Below are 21,887 nucleotides of genomic sequence, written 5' to 3'. Positions count from 1 at the left end.
TGTCTGGCTCTTGCCAGACGGAGGGGGAGGGCAGCGATTACCGCTGTTGCGGCGTCCCCCCTCCCCCGCTTTCGGCGCCACCTCCCCCTTGCGGAGAGGATCACGGAAACGCGCTGCCCCTACCGGCGACTCGCAAAGAACTCCCGCAGGATCCCCGCCGCCTCGGTCTCCGCAATCCCCGCATAAATCTCAGGCCGATGATGACACGTCGGCTGGCCGAAAAACCGCGGCCCATGCTCCACCGCCCCGCCCTTCGCATCCGCCGCCCCATAATAGAGCCGCGAGATCCGAGCATGCGCGATCGCCCCGGCGCACATCGCGCAAGGCTCCAGCGTCACCCAAAGGTCGCAGCCTTCTAGCCGATCGCTGCCCAGGGTCAGCGCCGCGGCGCGAATCGCTTGGATTTCTGCATGCGCAGTCGGATCGCACAACGCCCGCGGCGCATTCGCCCCCGTCGCGATAATCACGCCGTCCTTAACGACAACGGCGCCGACCGGGACTTCCCCAGCCAGCGCCGCATCGCGTGCCGCGTCGAGCGCGCGGCGCATGGGTTCGGGGACGGGGAACATGGCCTCAGGCCCTGCCCCGCCGCCCGCCCCACGTAAACACCCGCGTAAAGATCAGTTCGGTGCCTGGCTGTTGCCCGGCTTCTCGACGTTGATCGTCGGGACGGCGACCGTCTTGTTCTCGGTGCCGAGCGTGACCTTGGCAACGTCGGCCTGGAACTTCGGTGCCTGGACCACGCCCTGGCGGGTCTGGTCGATGTTGATGATCCCGAAATACATCAGGCCGACCACGACCAGCACGGCGATCGCGACGAGAGACAAGAGCGTACGCATGGGACATCCCCTTTTATTGAACAGTTCGATAGCGTAACAACGTCGTCGATCGCCGTGGGTTGCACAATGCCCATTGCGGACAACCGGAGCCACGTTTTACGTGAATCGGTTGACGAAAGCCGGCGTGCCAGCTATCCGCGCGCCTTTCCGGGGTTCCTCCCGACACTTGAATAGGTAATCACATGTCGCGCATCTGCGAACTGACCGGCAAGGGCCGGATGGTCGGGAACAACGTCTCCCACGCCAACAACAAGACCAAGCGCACGTTCCTGCCGAACCTGCAGAACGTCACGCTGCTGTCCGATTCGCTCGAGAAGGGCGTCAAGCTGCGCGTCTCGACGCACGGCCTGCGTACCGTCGAGCATAACGGTGGCCTCGACAACTGGCTGGTGAAGGTCTCGGACGACAAGCTGTCGCTCCGCGTTCGTCGCCTCAAGCGCGAAGTCGTCAAGAAGATCGCAGCATCGGCCGTCGCCGCTTAACAGCGACGTCGTACTGCGATAACCGCGGCCCGCCCTGCACCTCGCAGGGCGGGCCGTCTGCGTTTGTAGGCTAGCGATCCAGCCTGAACTTCAGCAGCAGCGTGCGCTGGAGAAACATCTGGTTGTCGTCCGACACGATCCACACGATCGTCGCGCCGTTCTCGACCGTCGTGTCGATCCCCTCGAAATTGTCGTGGATCAGCGGCGCATCGATCGTCGCGATCAGGCGGCCGCGTGCGATTCGCCCCGCAGCCACGTCGCGCGCCGCGACTCGTGATATCCGCGCCGAGAACGTGAACGGCAGTCGGAAACCACGATCGAGCACGAGTAGGTCGCCATTCGGCAGCGCAGTGACGTCCGACGGATCGGACCGCCCGAACGGTTCATACGCGAATCGCTCAGGCACCCCCGTCCCGGTCGGATCGCCCGCGAAGATCAGCGCCTGCCGCGTGTGCAACCGTTCCTCGTCCGACCCAGACCAGTCCGGCCGACGCACATGTGCCTCCTCGCTGATCACCACGAATCGTCCATCGGGCAGCCGCGCCATCGATTCGGGTCCGCCATTCGACGGCCATTTCCGCATCGCCTCGGGCATCACCCGCGCCTCGTACCGCGCGAACCCCGCAGCATAGCGCCAGATCGAATTGTCATCCTCGAAGCCGACCCAGATCTTCCCGGTTACCGGATCGATCGCCATCGATTCGCTGTCGCGGTCGCGTTTCTCCCAGCCGATGCCGGGCCCCGCGGGCAGGTTCTTGAACACGACCCGGTGCGGGAGCCAGTCGGCGCCCATGTCGAACTGGACGATGTTGCCCCCGTCGCTCAGCAGCGTGAAGCGGTTGCCGGTCGCAGCTGGCGCGACGTCGAGCGAAGAGAATCCCCCGAACGCCGGATCGCGACTGTCGAGTGCCACCCCGCCCAAATACGTAAGCCCACCGACGCGCACATGCCGCGGGTCGGTGCGGTCGAGCATCACACGCGTCGCGGTCAGCTGCGCGCGCTTGCCGAGCAGGTCGAGCCGCGCTTCGCCCGACCAGGTCGGCACGATCGCGCAGACGCTCACGGCGACGAACAGGACAGTGATCAGGCGCCGCATCGCGTCCCTCATAGGGTGTCCGACGATCCGCGAAAGCATGAACAGCGGATAACGGAGGCATTCAGGCTTAGCTCAATGCGAATCACTCATAAGCGTCTCATCGAGGATGGAAGCACGGCCCCCGCCGCCGCCGAAATCCCCAACGGGAGACGCACGATGTTCAAGACTTTTACTCTCGCCGCCAGTGCCCTCGCATTGGGTGCGACCGCCCTCGTTCCCGCCGCCGCCGATGCGCAGCGTTGGGGCTCGCGCTACGAGCGTGGCTACGATGGTTATCAGGGTGGCGGCTACCGCGACAATGGCTACGACCGTGGCTATCGCGAGTATCGCGGCAACGACCGCCGCTACAACGCCCGCAGCCGTCGCGGATGCGACAACACCGGCGGCACGATCATCGGCGCACTCGCCGGCGGCCTGCTCGGTCACACCATCGCCGGTCGTGGTGACCGGACGCTCGGCGCAGTCCTGGGCGCGGCCGGTGGTGGCCTGGCGGGCAACGCGATCGATAAGTCGGATAACCCCGGGTATTGCCGGCGGTAAGCCCGGTAACGGGCTGGTGCTCGCCGCGAAAGCGGTCGAGCAACCGCCGGCACGGACGGCGGGCAGGCATCGCCTGACCCGACCGACGACGGCTTCGCCGACGTCGCGCCCGTTCGAGCCACCCAACCAGTTTCCCAGTTCCCTCGCGTAGCGTATCGAGGGCGAGGGCCGGCTTCCCGTACGGGAGCCGGCCCTTTGTTCGTCTATCGTTTTCCTGCGAACGCAGGAATCCAAGGTTACTCAGCCCAGCCCCCGCAACCCTGGCCTCCTGCGTTCGCAGGAGAACGAGAAATTACGCTATCCGTTCAGGCACTTCCGCCGCATCCTCGGCAATCGCCGCATCAGGCGCCACCGCCTCCCAGGGAAACACGAACCAGTCCTTCGTCACCGTCCGGTCGATCGTCCGCGCACAATACTCGATCCGCTCCGCCGAACTGACGTTATCGATCAACATCGCAAACCGCACCGCGCCCTTGACCGCTCCAGCCGCCGTCAGCGCACCACGCAGATGCGTAATCGTCCGCCCCGAATCATTGATGTCGTCGACAAACAGCAGCCGCTCGCCCCCTCGAGTCCGCGCGGCAAGTTTCACCAGCGGCTCGTCGGCAAAGTCCTTCACCTGGCTCGAATAATCGACCGACAACGTCGGCAACCCGATCGCGTGGCTGAGGAATACCGCCGGCACGAGCCCGCCACGGCCGATGCCGATGATGTAATCGGGTTTCCACTCGGTATCCTCGACCAGCTTGGCGGCGAGGATGTGCACGGCAGCGACGAACTCGTGCTGACGGATAGGGGTAAAGATCGGCATCGGTTGGATGCTAGCGGGTCAGGGCGAAGACTTCACCCAAAACCCGCCACATCGCTCTGTTGTTTCCCCGCGAAGGCGGGGGCCCAGACTGGGCTCCCGCCTTCGCGGGAGAACAAGATATAGCAGACGCCCTTTCAGATTTAGATCGTATCCAGCGCCTGCTCGAAATCGGCGATCAGATCGTCCGGATCCTCCACCCCGATCGATATCCGCACCAGATTATCCGTGATCCCCAGCGCCTGCTTGCGCGCATCGGGCACCGACAGATGCGTCATCCCAGCCGGATGGCTAGCCAACGTCTCGGTCCCACCCAACGACACCGCCAGCTTGGCGATCTTCAGCGCATCGAGGAACGCGAAGCTCTCACGCTCGCCGCCCTTGAGGTACAGCGAGAAGGTCGAACCGCCGCCGGTGCAATGGCGACGATAGATATCCGCCTGCCGCTCCATACCCGGCTCGTTCTCGAGGAAGCCGAGATACGCGACCCGCTCCACCTTCGGATGGTGACGGAGAAAAGCGCAGACCTTCGCGGCATTCTCGCCCGCGCGGCTCATCCGCAGTTCGAGAGTCTCCAGCGACCGCAACAGCATCCACGCGGTGTTCGGATCGGTGATCGTCCCGATCGTGTTGCGCATCGTCCGGATCGTGTTGATATGCTCCTTCGACCCCAGCACGCCGCCCGCGACCAGATCCGAATGCCCGCCGACATACTTGGTCAGCGAGTAGACGACGATATCCGCGCCATGCTTGAGCGGCTGGAACCACAGCGGCCCGAGGAACGTGTTGTCAATCGCGATCGGCGGCTTTTCACCCTTGAAAATGGCGTCACGGCTGGCCGCGACCGCCTCGACATCGACCAGCGCGTTAGTCGGGTTCGCCGGGCTTTCCAGATAGATCAGCGCGACGTTGCCGGTCGCCGCCTCGGTCATCACCGCATCGATCTCTTCACGAGTCGCACCCGCCGGGAAGTCGAGCCACTTGACCCCGAACTTGCCGAGCACGCGACCGATCAGCGTCTCGGTCGCCGCGTACAACGGTCCCGAATGAACGATCGTGTCGCCCGGCTTGACCATCGCGAGGAACAGCGTCGCGATCGCCGACATGCCCGACGAGAAAGCGAGCGCGTCCTCCGCCTCTTCCCACACGCCGAGGCGATCCTCGAGGATCTCCTGGTTCGGCCCGTTGAAACGCGAATAGACGAGACCCTCGGCACCGCCCGGACGCTTGCCGGTAACGCCCTCGAAGTGACGCTTGCCCGCTGCCGCGTTGGGGAACACGAAGGTCGAGGTGAGGAAGATCGGCGGCTTCAGCGAGCCTTCTGACAGCGCGGGATCGTAACCGTGCCCCATCATCAAGGTCGACGGCTTCAGTTTCCGCCCGCCGATCTTCTCGACCTCGGGCTTCGGCGCGACGCGCGCGGCGACGCCGGTCAGGTCCGCTTCGGTTTCGGCGGGGACTGCGCCGGCGTTTTCGGGGGTATCGGACATCAATATGCTCCTGCGTGGCCCGTCTTATGCGAGCCGATGTTCGGAGCCTAAACGACCGGCGAGGGCTTTGGGAGCCGTTACAGGCCGATGATGCTGATCTGGCGCCCATAGGAGGGCTCGCCGCGATGGGTCGCGCGCCGATAGCTGAAGAAGCGATCGTCATCGGTGTACGTGTCGAGCCCGAGCGCCTCGATCCGGCCGATCCCGGCGACCGCGAGCCGGCTGACGACATAGGCCTCCAGGTCGAACTGGTAGTGATCAGCACGACCGTCCGCGAAGAAGCGTTCGTTCTCCGGATCCGCCTCGCAGAACCGGCGGATGAAGCCGTCGTCGACCTCGTAGCTGGCGCGCGCGATACACGGCCCGACCGCAGCGACGATCCGGTCGCGGTGCGCACCGATCGCCTCCATTGCGAGGATCGTCGCATCGGTGACGCCGCCGAGCGCACCCTTCCACCCAGCATGCGCGGCCGCGACGACGCCGGCTTCACGGTCGGCGAACAATACGGGCGCGCAGTCCGCGGTGAGGATGCCGAGTGCAAGGCCGGGACGGTTGGTGACCAGCGCATCCGCGTGTGGACGGATCGCGTCGCCGAACGGCTCGATCACGGTGACCGCGTCGGCGGAATGGACCTGGTAGAGACCGACGAGTCTCGCGCCCGGCAGTACCGCCTCGCTCGCCCGGCGGCGGTTCTCTGCGATGCTGGCAGGGTCGTCGTCGGATCCGATGCCGACGTTGAGACTCGCATACGCGCCAGTCGAGACGCCGCCACGCCGGCCGAGAAAGCCATGCGGGATGTCGCCAAGCCCCTTCGCCCTGATCGCGTCGATGGTCATAGCGACCGCCCCTCCCATAGCTCCACCCCGGCGAAGGCCGGGGCCCAATTGGGGGACGTTGCTAACAGGGGACTGCGCAACATTACTGCGACCTTTCCAATTGGGCCCCGGCCTCCGCCGGGGTGGTACCGTTCCGCGCGATGCTGGTAGCACCGACCATCACAACACGAGCCGCATGATTCGGTCATCGTCAGGCTGCTCCCCAACCATGAACAAATACCGCCCGATTTCGACGAAGCCGTAGCGCTGATAGAACCGGTGAGCCCGGTGGTTATCCACATACACGCTCAGGATCATTTCCGTCCGCCCATCGGCGCGCGCAACATCAATCGCCCACTCCATCAACGCAGGGCCGACACCCGCACCATGCTGGTCACCCCGCACGTAAAGCTGATGAAGTTCGATCGCGGACGCAGGCCAATCGCCAGGAAACGCCACCGGGCCGATCTTCGCAAACCCGACGATCGCACCCGCCGCGTCTACCGCGACGCGCACCGTGAAGGCAGGGTCGGACAGTTGAGCCGGCAACCCCGTCTCGCCGAACGTCTGGTCGAGGAAGGCGGCAAGATCTTCAGGGCGATACAGCGTACCGAACGTGTCGGTAAACGACCGCTTCGCCATTGCAGCGAGTTCTGCACCGTCGGCAGGCACCGCATTGCGATAGGCGATCATGCAAACGCCGCCGGGATCGGCCAAGTCGGCGCGGTGATCGCGAGCGCTTTGAAGAGCGTACCCATGTCGTCCATCAACCTCCTCCGATCCGCCGCCAATGCCTCCGCCCGCGCAGGCGACGCCTTGGCGAGCGCCGACGTCCGCGAATCGATCCCGAGCGCACCGAGCAGGTCGCGTTGCGTCACCGGCCCCCACGCCACCGCACCCTCGGCCTGTGCCGCGGCGGCGAGCGTGGTGAAGTCGACATGCGCAGTCAGGTCGTGCTCGCCCGGCGCCTCGAACGGATTGGCGAACGCATGCCTACGCACCGCCTGCAACGTGTCGCCGAGCGCCGGCCCCTCATAGCCATAGTCGACCGCGATCAGCGCACCGCCCTGCGCGGCGATCCGCTTAGCGAGACCGCGAATGATCGTCACGGCTGCAGGCGAGGTTTCCAGGATCGAGCCTGCGGGGGCGTCGCGGAACGGCTCGGGGATGACCGCATCAGGCAGCGGCTTGCCGGCGATCGGCAGGAACAGCAAGTCCTGTGCCGCGACCAGGCGTTCGTGCCATTGCTCGCGCTTGACGAGCTGGCGGATGGGCAGCGCATCGAAGAACTCGTTGGCGACGACGATCAGCGGGCGATCGGTGGGCAGCGTGTCGACCGCGTCGTGCCACGTCGCGTCCGGCACGCGCTCGGCTTGAGCTTTTCGCAACGCCGGGCTGGTCTCGACGAAATGTACGGGGGGCGTGAGCCCAGCCTTAGTCATCGCGCGCATGGCGTCCGCGGCAAGCGTCCCGCGGCCCGGCCCGAGCTCGACCCACGCCACGTCCGGCCGTCCGGCGCGGTCCCATAGATCGGCGCACCAGAGGCCGACAAGCTCGCCGAACATCTGGCTGATCTCGGGCGCGGTGGTGAAGTCGCCCCCCGCCCCCAGCGGATCGTGCGTCGCATAATAGTGCGCGTTCGCCGCCGCCATATACTGCGCGACGGGGATCGGACCTGCGAGCGCGATCGCTCGGGCGAGGCGTTCGGGAAGGGCGGTGTCGGTCATCTGAACCTCTCTACCACCCCGGCGGAGGCCGGGGCCCAATTGGGAAGGTCGATGTAACGACGCGCAACGCATGTCACTATGGACGTTCCACTTGGGCCCCGGCCTCCGCCGGGGTGGTGCTTCTATTCGAAGGAAGGGGCGTCAGGCGACGCTCGCCGTCCCCGCGATCGGCTCGACCCGCACGCGCCGCTTGGCCGATGTCGCCACCAGATACGCGCCACCGACGATCATCGGCACGCACAACCACTGCCCCATGTGCAGCCCGGTATGCTCGGCAAACGCCCGCAGCTGCGAATCCGGCTCGCGGAAGAACTCCACGGTAAACCGCGCGATCCCGTACCCCAGCACGAACAACCCGACGAGCTTGCCCGGATCGTACCGCGCCTTGGTCTTCCAGAACGCGAACCAGAGCAGCGCGAACAGGACCACGCCCTCCAGCCCCGCCTCGTATAGCTGACTCGGATGCCGCGCCGGCTCGACCATGCCGAACGGCACCGTGCGCTCGAAGATGATCCCCCACGCAACATCGGTCGGCTTGCCCCACAGTTCGCCATTCACGAAGTTCGCCAGCCGCCCGAAGAACAGCCCGAACGGTACGCAGCACGCGATATAATCGTGCACGAGCAGCCAGTTGAGCTGATGCTTTCGCGCAAACAAGATCAGCCCGATCGACGTGCCGATGACGCCACCGTGGAACGACATGCCGCCATCCCAGAGCCGGAAGATCCGCAAGGGATGCAGGAACATCTCGGGCGCATAGAAGATCACATACCCGAGCCGCCCGCCGAGGATGATGCCGAGCGTCGCGTAGAACACCAGGTCGTCGGCATGCCGCCGCGCCATCGGTGCGCCGGGCTGGGCGAGCAGCTTCAGCAGATACCACCAGCCGAGCAGGATCCCGCCGATATAGGCAAGGCTGTACCAGCGCAGCGTGAAGAAGCCGATCGAGAAGACGTCGGGGTGCAGCCCCAGATCCTCGAAACGGATGTGACTGCCGACGGCAGGCGCTACGGCGCCCGCAGCGGCGGTGATGGTCGACAGGATCAAAGGCTTTTCCCCACGCGTTCGCCCCTGCATAAAGGCCGGACTTGATAAGACCAAGGGCGATAAGCCCACAGTAGGAGAGCGATATGCGGACCGAGCTGGACCTGGCTATGGATTCGACGATGGCCGCGCTGACCGCGCCCAACGGCATGCTCGCGCTCGGATCGGCCGAGCGGTTCGGCGTCACGCTGCCGACAATCGCCGCCGCCCCGCCCGCGCTCAGCTATTATTTCGCACACTACGCCAACGAGCACCGCGACGCCGTCTTCCTCGTCGCAGGGAACGAACGACTAACCTTCGGCCAAGTCTACGCCGCCGCCGAGCGCACCGCCCGCGCCCTCGTCAGCGGCTACGGCATCGAAAAAGGCGACCGAGTCGGCATCGCGATGCGCAACTCGCCGTCTTGGATCGTCCTCTACATGGGCATCATCATGGCCGGCGGCGTCGCGACCCTGCTCAACGGCTGGTGGCAGTCGGAGGAGCTGGAGACCGCGATCGGCGAGGTCGATTGCACGCTAGTCTTCGCCGACCCGCCCCGCGTGAAGCGACTCGCGCAGATCGCAGGTCTACGCGCGCCGGTGGTCGAGATCGACGATTCGCGCGAACTCGACGCTGCGCTTGGAACCGTGTTCGCGAAAGACGATCACACCGCCGACCTCCCGCTGCTCGGGCCGGAGGATCATGCCACCATCCTGTTCACCAGCGGCTCGACCGGCCAGTCGAAGGGTGCGCTCTCCGAACATCGCGCGGTCGTGCAGGGGATCTTCAATTATCTCGGCCAGGCGATGATGATGGTCGGGATCGCCACCGCGCAAGGCAATCCGCCGGTCGGCCAGCCGGTCACGCTGCTGACGATCCCGCTGTTCCACATCACGGGCGAAGTGCCGGTCTTCCTCCAGAGCTTCGCGATGGGGCGAAAGCTCGTGCTGATGCCGAAATGGGATGCAGGCGAAGCGATGCGGCTGATCGAGGCGGAGGGCGTCACCTATTTCGTCGGCGTGCCGCTAATGAGCTTCGAGATCCTCAACCACCCCGACCGCGCGAACTACGACCTGTCGACCGTCACCGATTTCGCCGCGGGGGGCGCACCCCGCCCGGTCGATCACGTCCGCCGCATCGACGAGGAGATGGGCGGCAGCGCACCGCTAATCGGCTATGGCCTGACCGAGACCAACGCGGTCGGCACCGGCAACTGGCGCGGCAATTATCTCGCCAAGCCCAATTCCGCCGGCCGCCCCGGCGCGCCATTGGTCGACCTCGCGATCCTCGACGATGCCGGTCACCCGCTCGACCAGGGCCAGCGAGGCGAGGTCTGCATCCGCACGATCTGCAACTTCAAGGAATATTGGAACCGCCCCGACGCCACCGCCGCAGCGTTCACGTCGGATGGCTATTTCCGCACCGGCGACATCGGCTACCTCGACGAGGACGGCTATCTGTTCATCGTCGACCGCAAGAAAGACATCATCATCCGCGGCGGCGAGAACATCTCGTGCCAGGAGGTCGAGGCTGCGTTGTACGAACACTCAGCGGTCGCGGAGGCTGCGGTCTTCGGGCTAGCGGACGAGCGATTCGGCGAATTCCCCGGCGCGGTGGTCGTGCCGCAGGACGGCGAGACGCTGACCCCGGACGACCTGACTGCGTTCCTCCACCAGCATATCGCCGCGTTCAAGATACCGCAGCGGATCTGGATTTCGGAAGAGCCGCTGCCAAGACTGGGGACGGAGAAGATCGACAAGGTCTCGCTCAAGGCCACGTATAGAGCCCTGGCCTAAAAGTCCCTCGCCCCTCCGGGGAGAGGGAGGGAGGAGCCGCTTGGCGACGGAAGGGAGAGGGGCAGTGAGACTCCCGGCACAGTCCCGGAGACCCACTCCCCCTCATCCGACGCTGCCGCGCCACCTTCTCCCCGTGGGGGAGAAGGATTAGAGCCCCCTCATGATCAACAGGCGCAGCATACTCGTCGGCGGCGGCGCAGGGATCGGCCTCGTCGTCGCCTGGAGCCTCTGGCCACGAACCTACGCCCCAAACCTCGTCGCCAACCCCGGCGAAACCCCGTTCGGCGCATGGCTCAAGATCGGTACCGACGGCCATGTCACCGTCGCCGTCCCGCAGGTCGAACACGGCCAGGGCGTCTACACGACGCTCCCCCAGATCGTCGCGGACGAGCTCGGCGCGGACTGGCGCACGATCGGCGTCGAGCCCGCCCCCCTCAACCCGCTCTACGCCAACCCGATCGGCACACGCGACCTGTTCGAAGGTCTGCTCGACCGCCTCCCGCAAGGCACGACGCAGCCACCGATGCTGACCGGCGGATCGAGCTCGATCCGGATGTTCGAACAAGCCTGCCGCGAGGCCGGCGCAGGCGCCCGCGCGCTGCTCTGCATGGCGGCGGCAAAACGCTGGGACGCCGACTGGACCCAGGTCAACGTCGACGCCGGCTTCTGCACCTACCAAACCAAGCGCATCCGCTTCGCCGAACTCGCCGAAGAGGCCGCGAAGTTCACGCTCCCCGATCCCCTCCCACTCGGCATCCAGGGTGCAGGCAAGCTGGTCGGCAAATCCGTCCCCCGCCTCGACACACCCTCGAAAGTCGACGGCTCGGCCAATTTCGCCGGCGACGTCCGCCTTGCCGACATGGTCCACGCCGCGATCCGCCAAGGCCCCGTCGGCGGTCGCCTGACTAGGGTCGACCGCGCTGCCGCCGACCGGATCCGCGGCGTGCTGTCGGTGGTCGAGAACCCGCGCTGGGTCGCAGCCGTCGCGACAACAGGGTGGGCCGCACAAAAGGCGCTCGACGCCCTCGCCCCGCGATTCGAGAACGACGCTCCCCTCCCCGATACCAGGTCGATCGACGCAGCACTGGACGCCGCGCTAATCCGTCCAGGAACGCAGATGGCCTCCGCGGGAGATGTCGCCGCAACCTTCCAGGGCGCCAAGCTCGTCACCGCGACCTACCGCACGGGCTTCGGCCTGCACGTAGCGATCGAGACCCGCAGCGCGACCGCCTCTTTCTCCAACGGCCGCCTCGAACTCTGGCTGGCAACGCAAGCGCCGGGGCTCGCACGATCGGCAGCGGCACGCGCGACGGGCCTCAGCGAAGACGCCGTCGTCGTCCATCCGATGCTCATCGGCGGATCGTTCGGCGCCGCGCTCGAACACGATGTCGCAGAACAGGCGGCGGTGCTCGCGGTCAAACTCCGTCGCCCGGTCAGCCTCGTCTGGTCGCGCGGCGAGGATTCGCTCCACGATCACTACCGCCCACCCGCGGTCGCAAAGATGGCCGCACGGCTCGCCCCCAACGGCGCGATCATGGGCTGGAGCGCGAACATCGCCGCCCCCTCGACCGGCGCCGAGATGGCACGCCGGATGATGCCGGGCCTCGCGACCGAAGCCGCGCTGATCGGCGTCAAAGGCGACCGCTACGCCGTCGCGGGCGCGGCGCCCGTCTATCGCATCCCCGCCTACGCGATCGAGCATCACCCCTCCGAGATCGGCATCCCGACCGGCCACCTCCGCGGCGGCGCGCATGGCTACACCGCGTTCTTCACCGAATGCTTTCTCGACGAACTCGCGCGCGTGGCCCAGTCCGAACCGATGTCGTTTCGCATTGCCATGCTCGGCGGCGAACCGAGACTCGCGCGCTGCCTGTCGACCGCGGCGGCGCTCGGCGGCTGGGACGGCGGCGTCGCCGGCAGCGGCCAGGGCATCGCCGCCCACGCGTTCCGCGGCAGCTACATCGCGGTCATGGCGGAGGCGCACATCGGCCCCGACCAGCGGCTGGTGGTCGACCGCCTCGTCGCCGCGGTCGATTGCGGTGCGCAGATCAACCCCGACATCGTTCGCCAACAGATCGAGGGTGGGCTGATCTTCGGCATGGCCGCCGCACTCGGCGCATCGACCGGTTTCACCCGCGGCCTCGCCGACGCACGCGGGTTCGACACGATCGGCCTGCCAAGGCTCGCCGACACACCCGACATCACGGTCGAGGTGATCCGCAGCGACGAAGCGCCCGGCGGCGTCGGCGAACTCGGCGTCCCCGCGGTCGCGCCGGCGATCGCCAACGCGCTCTATGCGTCAACGGGCTTCCGCATCCGCAATTTGCCTTTAAGACCAGCGCCATGACCCTGCCCCCCGATCATCCCCCGATTCCGAAACCCAAGATCGGCGTTCTGCTGATGAACCTCGGCACCCCCGATGGCCCCGATGCGAAATCGGTGAAGCGCTATCTCGGCGAGTTCCTGTCCGATTCGCGCGTCGTCGAGATCCCGCAGATCGCGTGGCAGCCGATCCTGCGCGGCATCATCCTCAACACCCGCCCGAAAAAGTCCGCCCACGCCTATTCGCAAGTCTGGCGCGAGGACGGTTCGCCGCTTGCCGCGATCACGCGGTTGCAGGCGGCCGCGCTGAAGGATTCGTTCGGGCCGGAAGTGCTGGTCGACTGGGCGATGCGCTACGGCAATCCGTCGATCTCGGACCGGCTGACCGCGATGAAGGCGGCGGGCTGCGAACGCATCCTGCTCGCGCCGCTCTACCCGCAATATTGCGCAGCAACGACCGCGACCGCGAACGACAAGGCGTTCAAGCATCTCGCCGGTCTGCGCTGGCAGCCGGCGATCCGCACGCTGCCGCCTTACTATGACGACACGCGCTATATCGAGGCGCTGAAGGACTCGCTCGAAGAGGGGCTGTCGGCGCTCGACTTTACCCCCGACGCGATCGTGGCCAGCTTCCACGGGATGCCGAAACGGACGTTGCAGCAGGGCGATCCGTATCACTGCCACTGCCAGAAGACCGCGCGGTTGCTCGGCGAGCGGATGGGCCGCGAGCTGACGATCGCGTTCCAGTCGCGGTTCGGGCCGCAGAAGTGGCTCGGGCCGGCGACCGACGAGACGCTCGTCGCGCTCGCCAAGGCGGGCAAGACCAAGGTAGCGATCTTCGCGCCGGGCTTCTCCGCCGATTGCCTGGAGACGCTAGAGGAACTGTCGATCCGCGGTCGCGAGAGCTTCGAAGAGGCTGGCGGCACCCACTTCGCCTATCTCCCCTGCCTCAACGACAGCCCGGTCGGCGTGGAAATGTTGCGCAGCATTTTGGCGCGCGAGCTTGAAGGATGGGTGCGGGCTGGTTAGCCTCCCACAAAATACTGAGGAGAGAGACTGATGGCACGCGTCGCAATTGTAACCGGTGGTACGCGCGGAATCGGCGAAGCGATCAGTCTCGCATTGCAGGACATGGGCCTGACCGTAGCGGCAACGTATGCCGGCAACGATGACCGCGCGCGCGAGTTCACCGAGCGCACCGGGATCAAGGCGTACAAGTGGGACGTCGCCGACTATGATGCGTGCCAGGCCGGCTGTGCGCAGGTCGCCGCCGATCTGGGCGATGTCGATATCGTCGTGAACAACGCCGGCATCACCCGCGACGGCACGATCCTGAAGATGACGTACCAGGATTGGAAAGAGGTGATGGACACCAATCTCGGCGGGTGTTTCAACATGGCCAAGGCGGTGTTCCCCGGCATGCGTACACGCAAATGGGGACGGATCGTCAATATCGGCTCGATCAATGGGCAGGCCGGGCAATACGGCCAGGTGAACTATGCTGCGGCCAAGTCCGGCATCCACGGCTTCACGAAGGCCTTGGCGCAGGAAGGCGCGCGGGCGGGCGTGACGGTAAACGCGATCGCACCGGGGTATATCGATACGGACATGGTGGCGGCGGTGCCGGCCGACGTGCTGGAGAAGATCGTGGCGAAGATCCCAGTCGGGCGGCTTGGCCAAGCTACCGAGATCGCGCGCGGGGTGGCGTTCCTGTGTTCGGAAGAGGGCGGATTCGTCACCGGCTCGACGTTGAGCATCAATGGCGGTCAGCACATGTACTGACGGGCGCAGGCAGCGCAAAGCGCAGCCGTTGTCAGCAAGCGAAAGCGAAGCGGGCAGCGCCCGGCACGGCCGGCGGGTCGGTTCACCGAACCCGTCCGACGGCGGCTTTGCCGGCGGCGCTGAGTATATGTCTACCGGATTACCAAGGACGGCCTTGCTGGATCCTGGGGCCCCGCCTTCGCGGGGGAACGCGAAACGGTAGCGCTGCTTAAATCTAGCCCTACAGCATCTGCGAGGTACAAGAATGCCACCGCCAAACGCCCGGCATCTGCTCCCTCCCCTTCGGGGAGAGGGTCGGGGTGAGGGGCAGTTCCAAACGCTGTCGCCCGTGGCGCCCCTCACCCAACCCTCTCCCCGAAGGGGAGAGGGCTAACGCCCGTTCAACCTACGCACCCGCCTCAATCACCCGTCGCTAGCACGCTCGATATCCGCGCCAACCGCGCTCAGCTTCTCCTCCAACCGCTCATACCCACGATCCAGGTGATACACCCGACCCACAGACGTCTCGCCATCCGCCGCAAGCCCCGCCAGGATCAAGCTCATCGAAGCCCGCAAGTCGGTCGCCATCACCTGCGCGCCGACCAGCTTGTCGACGCCGCGCACCACCGCGGTCCGCCCGCGCACCTGGATATCCGCGCCCATCCGCGCCAGTTCCGGCACGTGCATGTAGCGGTTCTCGAAGATCGTCTCGGTCAGCACGCTCGCGCCGTCCGCCTTGCACAGCATCGCCATGAACTGCGCCTGCATGTCCGTCGCAAACCCGGGGTATGGCGCGGTCGACAGCGTCAGCGGCTTCAGCACGCCGTCGGACGCGACGCGCACGCCGTCCTTGGTCGGCGTCACCGACACGCCCGCCTGGACCAGCGCATCGAAGGTCGCGCCCATGTCGGCGACATCCACGCCGACCAGTTCCAAGTCGCCGCCGGTGATCGCCGCCGCGCACGCATAGCTGCCCGCCTCGATCCGGTCGGGCATCACCGCATAGGTCGCGCCGTGGAGCCGGTCGCGGCCTTCGATCGTCAGCGTCTCGGTGCCGATCCCGTCGATCGACGCGCCCATCGCGAAGAGGCAGTTGCAGAGGTCGACGATCTCCGGCTCGCGCGCGGCGTTCTCGATCACGCTCGTGCCCTTGGCCAGTACCGCCGCCATCACGACGTTCTCGGTCGCGCCGACCGACACGATCGGGAAGCGGAAGCGGCCGCCCGGCAGACGTCCGCCCGGCGCGATCGCCTTCACATAACCCGCCGCCATCTCGAGCTCGGCACCGATCGCCTCAAGTGCGCGCAGGTGGAGGTCGATCGGGCGATTGCCGATCGCACAGCCGCCCGGCAGCGACACCGTCGCCTCGCCACCGCGCCCGAGCAGCGGCCCGAGCACCAGGATCGACGCGCGCATCTTCCGCACGATGTCGTAGGGCGCCTCGGTCGAGGTCAGGTTACCCGCGCGGATCGTCATCACCCGGCCGAAATCCTCGGGCCGCGTCCCTTGGATCGCGGTCGACGCGCCGAGCTGGTTGAGCAGGTGGCCGAAGCCGTCGACATCCGCCAGCCGCGGTAAATTGCGCAGCGTCAGCGGCTCTTCGGTCAACAGCGCGCACGGCATCAGCGTGAGCGCGGCGTTCTTCGCGCCGGAGATGGGCAAGCGCCCGGACAGGCGATTGCCGCCGCGAATGAGAATACGGTCCATCCCGGGTGTCTATCGCGGCTGGCGTTCTGCGCAAGGGCCGCGCATCGATCGGGCGACAGGCGGATGCTGGCCTGGGGTCGAGTCCCGCGTCGGGACCGGGTGAGCCTTCCGAAGCGCTAACACACCCCGCTTGATCGACTTTAATGCGCGGAAATCCTAGCTTTGCTCTGTGGTTCTCGAACATTGGGGACCATTACAGAGTGCCGGACAGCTGCTTCGCCGACCGCGTCGGCGATCTCATCGACCTGTCGATGAACGAGAAGGCTGCGTTAGCGCGGTTGGAGGAGCGCCCGCGAGACTTGCGTCGCGGTGCCGTCCTCGTGCGCGAGAATGATCCGCAGGCCGAACTCTTCATCCTGCAGCGCGGCATGGCGATGAGCTATGTGCTGCTCGACGACGGCAGCCGCCAGATCCTCCGCTTCCTCTATGCCGGCGACATGCTGGCGGTCTCGGCGCTGGTCTACCGCGATTCGCCCGAGACGGTGGTCGCGCTGACCGACTGCACGGTGTGCTCATTCGATCGCTCGGCGATGACCGGGCTGGTCACCGATCATCCACGGCTGTCGGCGCTCATCATGGTCATGAACCAGATGGAGAAGGTCGCGCTCACCGACCGTCTCGCCGCCCTCGGCCGGACCTCGGCCAAGGCGCGGATCGCGGCGTTGCTGCTTGAGATGCGCAACCGACTGCGGATGCGCGACCGCGCGATGGGCAACAGCTTCACGCTTGGCCTGACGCAGGAGGAGATTGGCGACGCCACTGGGCTCACCGCGGTCCACGTCAACCGCATGCTGCGCCAGCTGGAAGAGGACGGCCTGATCCGCCGCGAAATGGGCCGCGTCACGCTGCTCAACGAGGTGCAATTGGCGCAAGCCGCGAACTACATCGATCGTTTCGAAGGGCTCGACCTGCGCTGGTTGCCGCCAGCGCGGTAACTCCCTCCTTCAATCCTCCCCCGCAAGGGGGAGGATCAAGACAGATCACCTCAAGGCGTAAGGCTCAAGCCTTCTCCAGCGTGCACTGCAACGGGTGCTGGTTCTGCTTGGCGAAATCCATCACCTGCGACACCTTGGTCTCCGCGACCTCGTAGCTAAACGTACCACACACCCCGACGCCCTTCTGGTGAACATGCAGCATAACGCGAGTCGCGGCCTCCATGTCCATGCGAAAGAAGCGCTGGAGACACAGCACGACGAACTCCATCGGCGTATAGTCGTCGTTGAGCATCAGTACGCGGTACGGCGTCGGCTGTTTGGTCTTCGCGCGCGTCTTGGTCGCGATACCGGCGCCGGTGCCGCCCCCGGTGCCATCATGGCCGTCCTCGCCATTATCGTCGCGGCGCTCGGCCATCTGCTCGCCCGTCCGCTGGGGAGTCGTCATTTCAGGGGTCAAAAGCATGCTGCCAAAATATGGCATGCCGGGGGGCAAGGGCAAGGGGGCGCTGGCACCCGTCACGCGAAAACCGCAAACGCAAAAGGGGCGACCGTCGCACGACGGCCGCCCCTTTCGTAACGCACTGCCCGAAGGCGGCGCGCTGTCGACTTAGGCCGAGATCTTCATCTTGTCGGTCGCGACCGCAACGCGGTTCGAGATCGGCTGTGCGAACTCGCCGAACATCTTGAGCATCCGCTCGGTCGAGCGCGAGCCCTCGGCGATCATCGTGTCGAACGCGGTGCGCGCATAATCGCCCTGGAGCTTCATGAACTCGGTCGGCGACTTGGCGGCGGCGAGCGTCTTGGCAGCTTCGGTCGCGCTCTCGAACGAGGTCTTGGCGTAGTCGGCAGCTTCCTGGCCGAGCGCCTCGACGTTCTTCGCGGCGATCTTCGACGACTCGACGAGCGCCTCGATGTTGCCCTTGCCGAATGCGACGAAATCTTCCGCCATCTTCGCCGACTTCTCCATCGCGCCCTTGGCCTGCTCGTTGAATTCGGCGGTGTTCGCGCCGCTGAAGAGGGCCTTGGTCTTCTCGGTGATGCTCTGGATCGTGTCCATCGTGGCGTCCTTTGTTTCGCTGGCAGGGATCCCCAAAGGCGCGGCGGCCTGAATCGGGGCGGGAATGTCCGTGTGCGGCGATACAAAAGCAGCCGCGAGAGGTTGAGGTGCCGGCGTCTTGGCGATCGGCTCGAATGCCGGTTTCGCCGGCTTGGCGACAGTCCGGGCGGAGGCCTTCGCGATGGCGACAGGCTTCGAACCGGCCTTGGCCGTCCGTTTCACGATATCCACCATCCACGCACCTCTCTTCGGAGTTATGTCGCGGTCTTCATACACGAATTCTCGCGCCGCACAATAAAAATTGTGCACTGCACCATGACGCAAACGTAAGGTAGCGCTATAGGCTCTTCACATACTCGCCGGGCGCCTCGCCGAGCGCCTTCAGAGCCCCCTCGCCCGGCAGCCGTGCACCGTCCGCGGCCACCGTATCGGCACCCAGCGCGCGCAACCACTCGACCCAGTCCGGCCACCAGCTACCCTTCGTCTCGGTCGCACCGGCAACGAAGTCCTCAAGCGTCGTGTGCGCGCCAGGATTGGTCCAATATTGATACTTCCCCGCCGCCGGCGGATTGACCACGCCCGCGATATGTCCCGAGCCCGCGAGCACGAACTTCAGCGGCCCGGCGAACAATTGCGTGAGTTTCCAGACACTTTCGGCCGGCGCGATATGATCTTCGCGCCCCGCCTGGACATAGCTCGGCGTCGAGACCTTGGTGAGATGGATCGGCGTACCGTCCACGGCCATCGTGCCTGTCACCAGCAGATTGTCGCGGTAGAGGTCGGTCAGATAGCTTAGATGCCATTTCGCCGGCAGGTTGGTCGTGTCGCCGTTCCAGTGAAGCAGGTCGAACGGCACGTAATCCTGCCCCAGCAGGTAATTCTGCGTGACGTAGTTCCAGATCAGGTCACGCCCGCGCAAAAGGTTGAACGTCGTCGCCATGTACCGCCCGTCGAGGAACCCCTCGGGCGACAACGACGCGACCATCTTCAGCTGCTCGTCGTCGATGAAATGCTGCAACTCGCCCGCCTGCGCGAAATCGACCTGCGCGGTGAAGAACGTCGCGCTAGCCACCTTCGTCGCCTCGTCACGCGCCGCCAGCAGCGCCAGCGTCGCGGCCAGTGTCGTCCCCGCCACGCAGTACCCGATCGTATGCACCGCCGGCACGTCGAGCGCGGCGCGCACCGTGTCGATCGCCTCGACCTGCGCACCGACATAATCGTCCCAGACCACGTCCTTCATGCTCGAATCGGCGGATTTCCACGACACCATGAACACGGTGATGCCCTGCTCGACCGCCCAGCGGATGAAGCTCTTCTCGGGCGTCAGGTCGAGGATGTAGAACCGGTTGATCCAGGGCGGGAAGATCACGAGCGGCGTAGCCAGCACCGTGTCGGTGGTCGGAGTGTACTGGATCAGTTCGTACAGCGGCGTGCGTTTCACCACCTTGCCCGGCGTCATCGCCAGGTTGCGCCCAAGTTCGAACGCGCCGTCCGGCGTATGCGTCACCTGCCCGCGAGCAAGATCCGCCATCATGTTCTGCAAGCCCTTCAGCAGATTCTCGCCGCGCGTCTCGATCGTCTTCTCGATCACCTGCGGGTTGGTCAGCGCGAAATTGGTCGGGCTCATCGCATCGACGAACCCCTTGGTCGCGAACCGCAGCTGCTTCTTCTGCTTGGGGTCGAGCCCGTCCACCGCCTCGACGCCGCGCAGCATGTGGTCGCCGATCAGCTGATAACTCTGCCGGATCAGGTCGAACACCGGCTCGCGCCATTGCGGCGCCTTGAAGCGCTTGTCGGTCACCGGCGCGGGTTCGGGCGCCTTGGCGGGATTGAGAAACCGCTGCCACAGCGTCAGGCTTTCGGCCCAGAAATCGCGCGCGCGCTCCAGCGTGGCGGGGTCGGTAAAGCCGGGGATCGCCGGGATTCCCTCGGGCTTGGCCTGCATAGCGGCCAGCCCCTGCTCCATCATCATCTGCTGCGCACGCCCCATCACCCACGTCCAATGCTGGAGATCGGGCAGGGTCGGAGTGGAGGCGTCGGGAGGAGTATCGGCCATGGCATCCTCTGCTTTTTCGGGAGCTTACCGCAGACGCCGGCTCGGCGGAAGCATGGTCACATCGACGATTGTTGGTCGCAGGAAACTCAACGATCCTCCCCCGCCAGGGGGAGGATAGACTGAATACCCGAGCTTTCGCCCTCTCGACGAATGAGGCGGATGACGCCCCCGCTCACCTGCGGTACAGCACTCGCTCCTCCAGCTAGAGGCTGATCATGTCCGAAGACTTCTACCGCATCAAACGCTTACCCCCCTATGTCATCGCCGAAGTGAACGCGATGCGGGCGGCGGCGCGCGCGGGCGGGGAGGACATCATCGATCTCGGCATGGGCAATCCCGACCTGCCGCCCCCCGAGCACGTCATCGAGAAGCTCGTCGAAGTCGCGCGCAAGACAAGCGCGCACGGCTATTCACAGTCGAAGGGCATTCCCGGCCTGCGAAAAGCGCAGGCGAACTATTACGGTCGCCGGTTCGGGGTCGATGTCGATCCCGAGACCGAGGTCGTCGTGACGATGGGCTCGAAGGAAGGCCTCGCGAGTCTGGCCACCGCGATCACCGCGCCCGGCGACGTCGTGCTTGCGCCCAACCCGTCCTATCCGATCCACACCTTCGGCTTCATCATCGCCGGCGCGACGATCCGCGCGGTGCCGACCACGCCCGACGAGGCGTATTTCGAGAGCCTCGAGCGCGCGATGGCGTTCACCGTCCCCGCACCGTCGGTGCTGGTGATGGGCTATCCGTCGAACCCGACCGCCGAAGTCGTCGACCTCGCCTTCTACGAGCGTGTCGTAGAATTCGCGAAGAAGCACAAGCTGTGGGTGATCTCCGACCTCGCTTATTCGGAGCTGTATTTCGACGGCAAGCCGACCCCCTCGATCCTCCAGGTCCCGGGCGCGAAGGACGTCGCGATCGAATTCACCTCGCTCAGCAAGACCTATTCTATGGCCGGTTGGCGGATGGGCTTCGGGGTCGGCAACAAGACGCTGATCGCGGCGATGACGCGCGTGAAGTCGTATCTCGATTACGGCGCGTTCACGCCGATCCAGGCCGCCGCCTGCGCCGCGCTCAACGGCCCGCAGGACATCGTCGAGCGTAACCGTCAACTCTATCACAAGCGCCGCGACGTGCTGGTCGAAAGCTTCGGCCGCGCCGGCTGGGACATTCCGAGCCCCCGCGCGAGCATGTTCGCATGGGCGCCTTTGCCACCCGCGCTCGCGCATTTAGGTAGCCTTGAGTTCACCAAACAATTGCTGACTCACGCGCACGTCGCCGTGGCCCCAGGGGTTGGCTACGGCGAAAACGGCGAGGGCTATGTGAGGATCGCGATGGTCGAGAACGAACAGCGGCTCCGCCAGGCGGCGCGCAACGTGAAGAAATATCTCCAGTCGATGGGCGTCAACACGCCCGCGCGTGGCGCCGGCTGACCTTCGCCA

General features: G+C 65.8%; 22 protein-coding genes. 9 read left to right on the top strand and 13 right to left on the bottom strand.

The window, feature by feature from the left end:
• Positions 1-119: 119 nt before the first annotated feature.
• Positions 120-569 carry a nucleoside deaminase gene (locus E5673_RS03435; RefSeq protein WP_247599552.1) on the bottom strand — a complete coding sequence of 150 codons (450 nt, stop codon included), beginning with the start codon at positions 567-569 and terminating at the stop codon, positions 120-122.
• A gap of 51 nt (positions 570-620) precedes the next feature.
• Positions 621-839 carry a hypothetical protein gene (locus E5673_RS03430; RefSeq protein ID WP_056066373.1) on the bottom strand — a complete coding sequence of 73 codons (219 nt, stop codon included), beginning with the start codon at positions 837-839 and terminating at the stop codon, positions 621-623.
• A 182-nt stretch (positions 840-1,021) separates the two neighbouring features.
• Between E5673_RS03430 and rpmB the strand changes: the two genes are divergently transcribed.
• Positions 1,022-1,321 carry a 50S ribosomal protein L28 gene (gene rpmB, locus E5673_RS03425; RefSeq protein ID WP_056053386.1) on the top strand — a complete coding sequence of 100 codons (300 nt, stop codon included), beginning with the start codon at positions 1,022-1,024 and terminating at the stop codon, positions 1,319-1,321.
• Positions 1,322-1,391: 70 nt separating this feature from the next.
• On the opposite strand, the gene E5673_RS03420 is transcribed toward rpmB, so the two are convergent.
• A complete protein-coding gene (locus E5673_RS03420) occupies positions 1,392-2,417 on the bottom strand; it encodes an esterase-like activity of phytase family protein (protein WP_210731799.1) in 1,026 nt (341 codons plus the stop codon).
• A gap of 156 nt (positions 2,418-2,573) precedes the next feature.
• Between E5673_RS03420 and E5673_RS03415 the strand changes: the two genes are divergently transcribed.
• Positions 2,574-2,957, top strand: coding sequence for a glycine zipper 2TM domain-containing protein (locus E5673_RS03415; RefSeq protein WP_120301508.1), 384 nt, complete (start codon positions 2,574-2,576; stop codon positions 2,955-2,957).
• Between the two features lie 292 nt (positions 2,958-3,249).
• Here the strand turns inward: E5673_RS03415 and E5673_RS03410 are convergent, their stop codons facing one another.
• From E5673_RS03410 to lgt, 6 genes are all read right to left on the bottom strand, one after another.
• Complete coding sequence (locus tag E5673_RS03410) at positions 3,250-3,768, bottom strand: phosphoribosyltransferase domain-containing protein (RefSeq protein WP_136188939.1); 519 nt, start codon at positions 3,766-3,768, stop codon at positions 3,250-3,252.
• A gap of 140 nt (positions 3,769-3,908) precedes the next feature.
• Positions 3,909-5,255 carry a cystathionine gamma-synthase family protein gene (locus E5673_RS03405; RefSeq protein WP_136188938.1) on the bottom strand — a complete coding sequence of 449 codons (1,347 nt, stop codon included), beginning with the start codon at positions 5,253-5,255 and terminating at the stop codon, positions 3,909-3,911.
• A 77-nt stretch (positions 5,256-5,332) separates the two neighbouring features.
• Entirely contained in the window at positions 5,333-6,091 is a 759-nt protein-coding gene (pgeF, locus tag E5673_RS03400) for a peptidoglycan editing factor PgeF (RefSeq protein ID WP_136188937.1), read from the bottom strand.
• Positions 6,092-6,250: 159 nt separating this feature from the next.
• Positions 6,251-6,787 carry a GNAT family N-acetyltransferase gene (locus tag E5673_RS03395; RefSeq protein ID WP_348769885.1) on the bottom strand — a complete coding sequence of 179 codons (537 nt, stop codon included), beginning with the start codon at positions 6,785-6,787 and terminating at the stop codon, positions 6,251-6,253.
• Entirely contained in the window at positions 6,760-7,797 is a 1,038-nt protein-coding gene (locus tag E5673_RS03390; RefSeq protein WP_247599551.1) for an SAM-dependent methyltransferase, read from the bottom strand. The genes E5673_RS03395 and E5673_RS03390 overlap by 28 nt, the downstream gene beginning before the upstream one ends.
• Before the next feature lie 141 nt (positions 7,798-7,938).
• Positions 7,939-8,844: a prolipoprotein diacylglyceryl transferase gene (gene lgt, locus E5673_RS03385; RefSeq protein WP_247599550.1), complete on the bottom strand. Its 906-nt coding sequence runs from the start codon at positions 8,842-8,844 to the stop codon at positions 7,939-7,941.
• Positions 8,845-8,927: 83 nt separating this feature from the next.
• Here lgt and E5673_RS03380 point away from each other — a divergent pair, with 83 nt between their 5' ends.
• From E5673_RS03380 to phbB, 4 genes are all read left to right on the top strand, one after another.
• Complete coding sequence (locus E5673_RS03380) at positions 8,928-10,616, top strand: class I adenylate-forming enzyme family protein (RefSeq protein ID WP_136188935.1); 1,689 nt, start codon at positions 8,928-8,930, stop codon at positions 10,614-10,616.
• A 160-nt stretch (positions 10,617-10,776) separates the two neighbouring features.
• On the top strand, positions 10,777-12,963 hold the full coding sequence (locus E5673_RS03375) for a molybdopterin cofactor-binding domain-containing protein (protein ID WP_136188934.1): 2,187 nt from the start codon (positions 10,777-10,779) through the stop codon (positions 12,961-12,963).
• Entirely contained in the window at positions 12,960-13,967 is a 1,008-nt protein-coding gene (gene hemH / locus E5673_RS03370; RefSeq protein ID WP_136188933.1) for a ferrochelatase, read from the top strand. The genes E5673_RS03375 and hemH overlap by 4 nt, the downstream gene beginning before the upstream one ends.
• Positions 13,968-13,997: 30 nt before the next feature.
• Positions 13,998-14,720: an acetoacetyl-CoA reductase gene (phbB, locus tag E5673_RS03365; RefSeq protein ID WP_056066403.1), complete on the top strand. Its 723-nt coding sequence runs from the start codon at positions 13,998-14,000 to the stop codon at positions 14,718-14,720.
• A gap of 402 nt (positions 14,721-15,122) precedes the next feature.
• Here the strand turns inward: phbB and murA are convergent, their stop codons facing one another.
• Positions 15,123-16,406, bottom strand: a complete 1,284-nt coding sequence (gene murA / locus E5673_RS03360) for a UDP-N-acetylglucosamine 1-carboxyvinyltransferase (protein ID WP_136188932.1) — start codon at positions 16,404-16,406, stop codon at positions 15,123-15,125.
• 251 nt (positions 16,407-16,657) lie between these two features.
• On the opposite strand from murA, the gene E5673_RS03355 reads away from it, so the two are divergent.
• Positions 16,658-17,341 carry a Crp/Fnr family transcriptional regulator gene (locus tag E5673_RS03355; protein ID WP_056488277.1) on the top strand — a complete coding sequence of 228 codons (684 nt, stop codon included), beginning with the start codon at positions 16,658-16,660 and terminating at the stop codon, positions 17,339-17,341.
• A gap of 64 nt (positions 17,342-17,405) precedes the next feature.
• On the opposite strand, the gene clpS is transcribed toward E5673_RS03355, so the two are convergent.
• Positions 17,406-17,756, bottom strand: a complete 351-nt coding sequence (gene clpS, locus E5673_RS03350) for an ATP-dependent Clp protease adapter ClpS (RefSeq protein WP_056066412.1) — start codon at positions 17,754-17,756, stop codon at positions 17,406-17,408.
• 46 nt (positions 17,757-17,802) lie between these two features.
• Between clpS and E5673_RS19585 the strand changes: the two genes are divergently transcribed.
• Complete coding sequence (locus E5673_RS19585) at positions 17,803-17,952, top strand: hypothetical protein (RefSeq protein WP_168711555.1); 150 nt, start codon at positions 17,803-17,805, stop codon at positions 17,950-17,952.
• Here E5673_RS19585 and E5673_RS03345 read toward each other — a convergent pair.
• Both E5673_RS03345 and phaC read right to left on the bottom strand, forming a co-directional pair.
• Entirely contained in the window at positions 17,949-18,620 is a 672-nt protein-coding gene (locus E5673_RS03345) for a phasin family protein (RefSeq protein WP_247599549.1), read from the bottom strand. The two genes, E5673_RS19585 and E5673_RS03345, sit on opposite strands and share 4 nt — an antisense overlap.
• Positions 18,621-18,735: 115 nt before the next feature.
• The gene (phaC, locus tag E5673_RS03340) at positions 18,736-20,454 is read right to left on the bottom strand and encodes a class I poly(R)-hydroxyalkanoic acid synthase (RefSeq protein ID WP_136188930.1); all 1,719 of its coding nucleotides are present in this window, start codon (positions 20,452-20,454) and stop codon (positions 18,736-18,738) included.
• 215 nt (positions 20,455-20,669) lie between these two features.
• Between phaC and E5673_RS03335 the strand changes: the two genes are divergently transcribed.
• Complete coding sequence (locus E5673_RS03335; protein WP_136188929.1) at positions 20,670-21,878, top strand: LL-diaminopimelate aminotransferase; 1,209 nt, start codon at positions 20,670-20,672, stop codon at positions 21,876-21,878.
• Positions 21,879-21,887 lie beyond the last annotated feature (9 nt).

Origin of the sequence: Sphingomonas sp. PAMC26645, assembly GCF_004795835.1 — a bacterium.
Taxonomy (GTDB): Bacteria; Pseudomonadota; Alphaproteobacteria; order Sphingomonadales; family Sphingomonadaceae; genus Sphingomonas.
Note: the sequence above shows the minus strand (reverse complement) of the source record. Positions and strands in the feature narration are given on the sequence as shown.

Coding starts and splice junctions, on each gene's coding strand:
- E5673_RS03435 (WP_247599552.1), bottom strand. CDS start 569: ATGTTCCCCGTCCCCGAACCCATGCGCCGCGCGCTCGACGCGGCACGC.
- E5673_RS03430 (WP_056066373.1), bottom strand. CDS start 839: ATGCGTACGCTCTTGTCTCTCGTCGCGATCGCCGTGCTGGTCGTGGTC.
- rpmB (WP_056053386.1), top strand. CDS start 1,022: ATGTCGCGCATCTGCGAACTGACCGGCAAGGGCCGGATGGTCGGGAAC.
- E5673_RS03420 (WP_210731799.1), bottom strand. CDS start 2,417: ATGCGGCGCCTGATCACTGTCCTGTTCGTCGCCGTGAGCGTCTGCGCG.
- E5673_RS03415 (WP_120301508.1), top strand. CDS start 2,574: ATGTTCAAGACTTTTACTCTCGCCGCCAGTGCCCTCGCATTGGGTGCG.
- E5673_RS03410 (WP_136188939.1), bottom strand. CDS start 3,768: ATGCCGATCTTTACCCCTATCCGTCAGCACGAGTTCGTCGCTGCCGTG.
- E5673_RS03405 (WP_136188938.1), bottom strand. CDS start 5,255: ATGTCCGATACCCCCGAAAACGCCGGCGCAGTCCCCGCCGAAACCGAA.
- pgeF (WP_136188937.1), bottom strand. CDS start 6,091: ATGACCATCGACGCGATCAGGGCGAAGGGGCTTGGCGACATCCCGCAT.
- E5673_RS03390 (WP_247599551.1), bottom strand. CDS start 7,797: ATGACCGACACCGCCCTTCCCGAACGCCTCGCCCGAGCGATCGCGCTC.
- E5673_RS03380 (WP_136188935.1), top strand. CDS start 8,928: ATGCGGACCGAGCTGGACCTGGCTATGGATTCGACGATGGCCGCGCTG.
- E5673_RS03375 (WP_136188934.1), top strand. CDS start 10,777: ATGATCAACAGGCGCAGCATACTCGTCGGCGGCGGCGCAGGGATCGGC.
- hemH (WP_136188933.1), top strand. CDS start 12,960: ATGACCCTGCCCCCCGATCATCCCCCGATTCCGAAACCCAAGATCGGC.
- phbB (WP_056066403.1), top strand. CDS start 13,998: ATGGCACGCGTCGCAATTGTAACCGGTGGTACGCGCGGAATCGGCGAA.
- murA (WP_136188932.1), bottom strand. CDS start 16,406: ATGGACCGTATTCTCATTCGCGGCGGCAATCGCCTGTCCGGGCGCTTG.
- E5673_RS03355 (WP_056488277.1), top strand. CDS start 16,658: ATGAACGAGAAGGCTGCGTTAGCGCGGTTGGAGGAGCGCCCGCGAGAC.
- clpS (WP_056066412.1), bottom strand. CDS start 17,756: ATGGCCGAGCGCCGCGACGATAATGGCGAGGACGGCCATGATGGCACC.
- E5673_RS19585 (WP_168711555.1), top strand. CDS start 17,803: ATGCTGCCAAAATATGGCATGCCGGGGGGCAAGGGCAAGGGGGCGCTG.
- phaC (WP_136188930.1), bottom strand. CDS start 20,454: ATGGCCGATACTCCTCCCGACGCCTCCACTCCGACCCTGCCCGATCTC.
- E5673_RS03335 (WP_136188929.1), top strand. CDS start 20,670: ATGTCCGAAGACTTCTACCGCATCAAACGCTTACCCCCCTATGTCATC.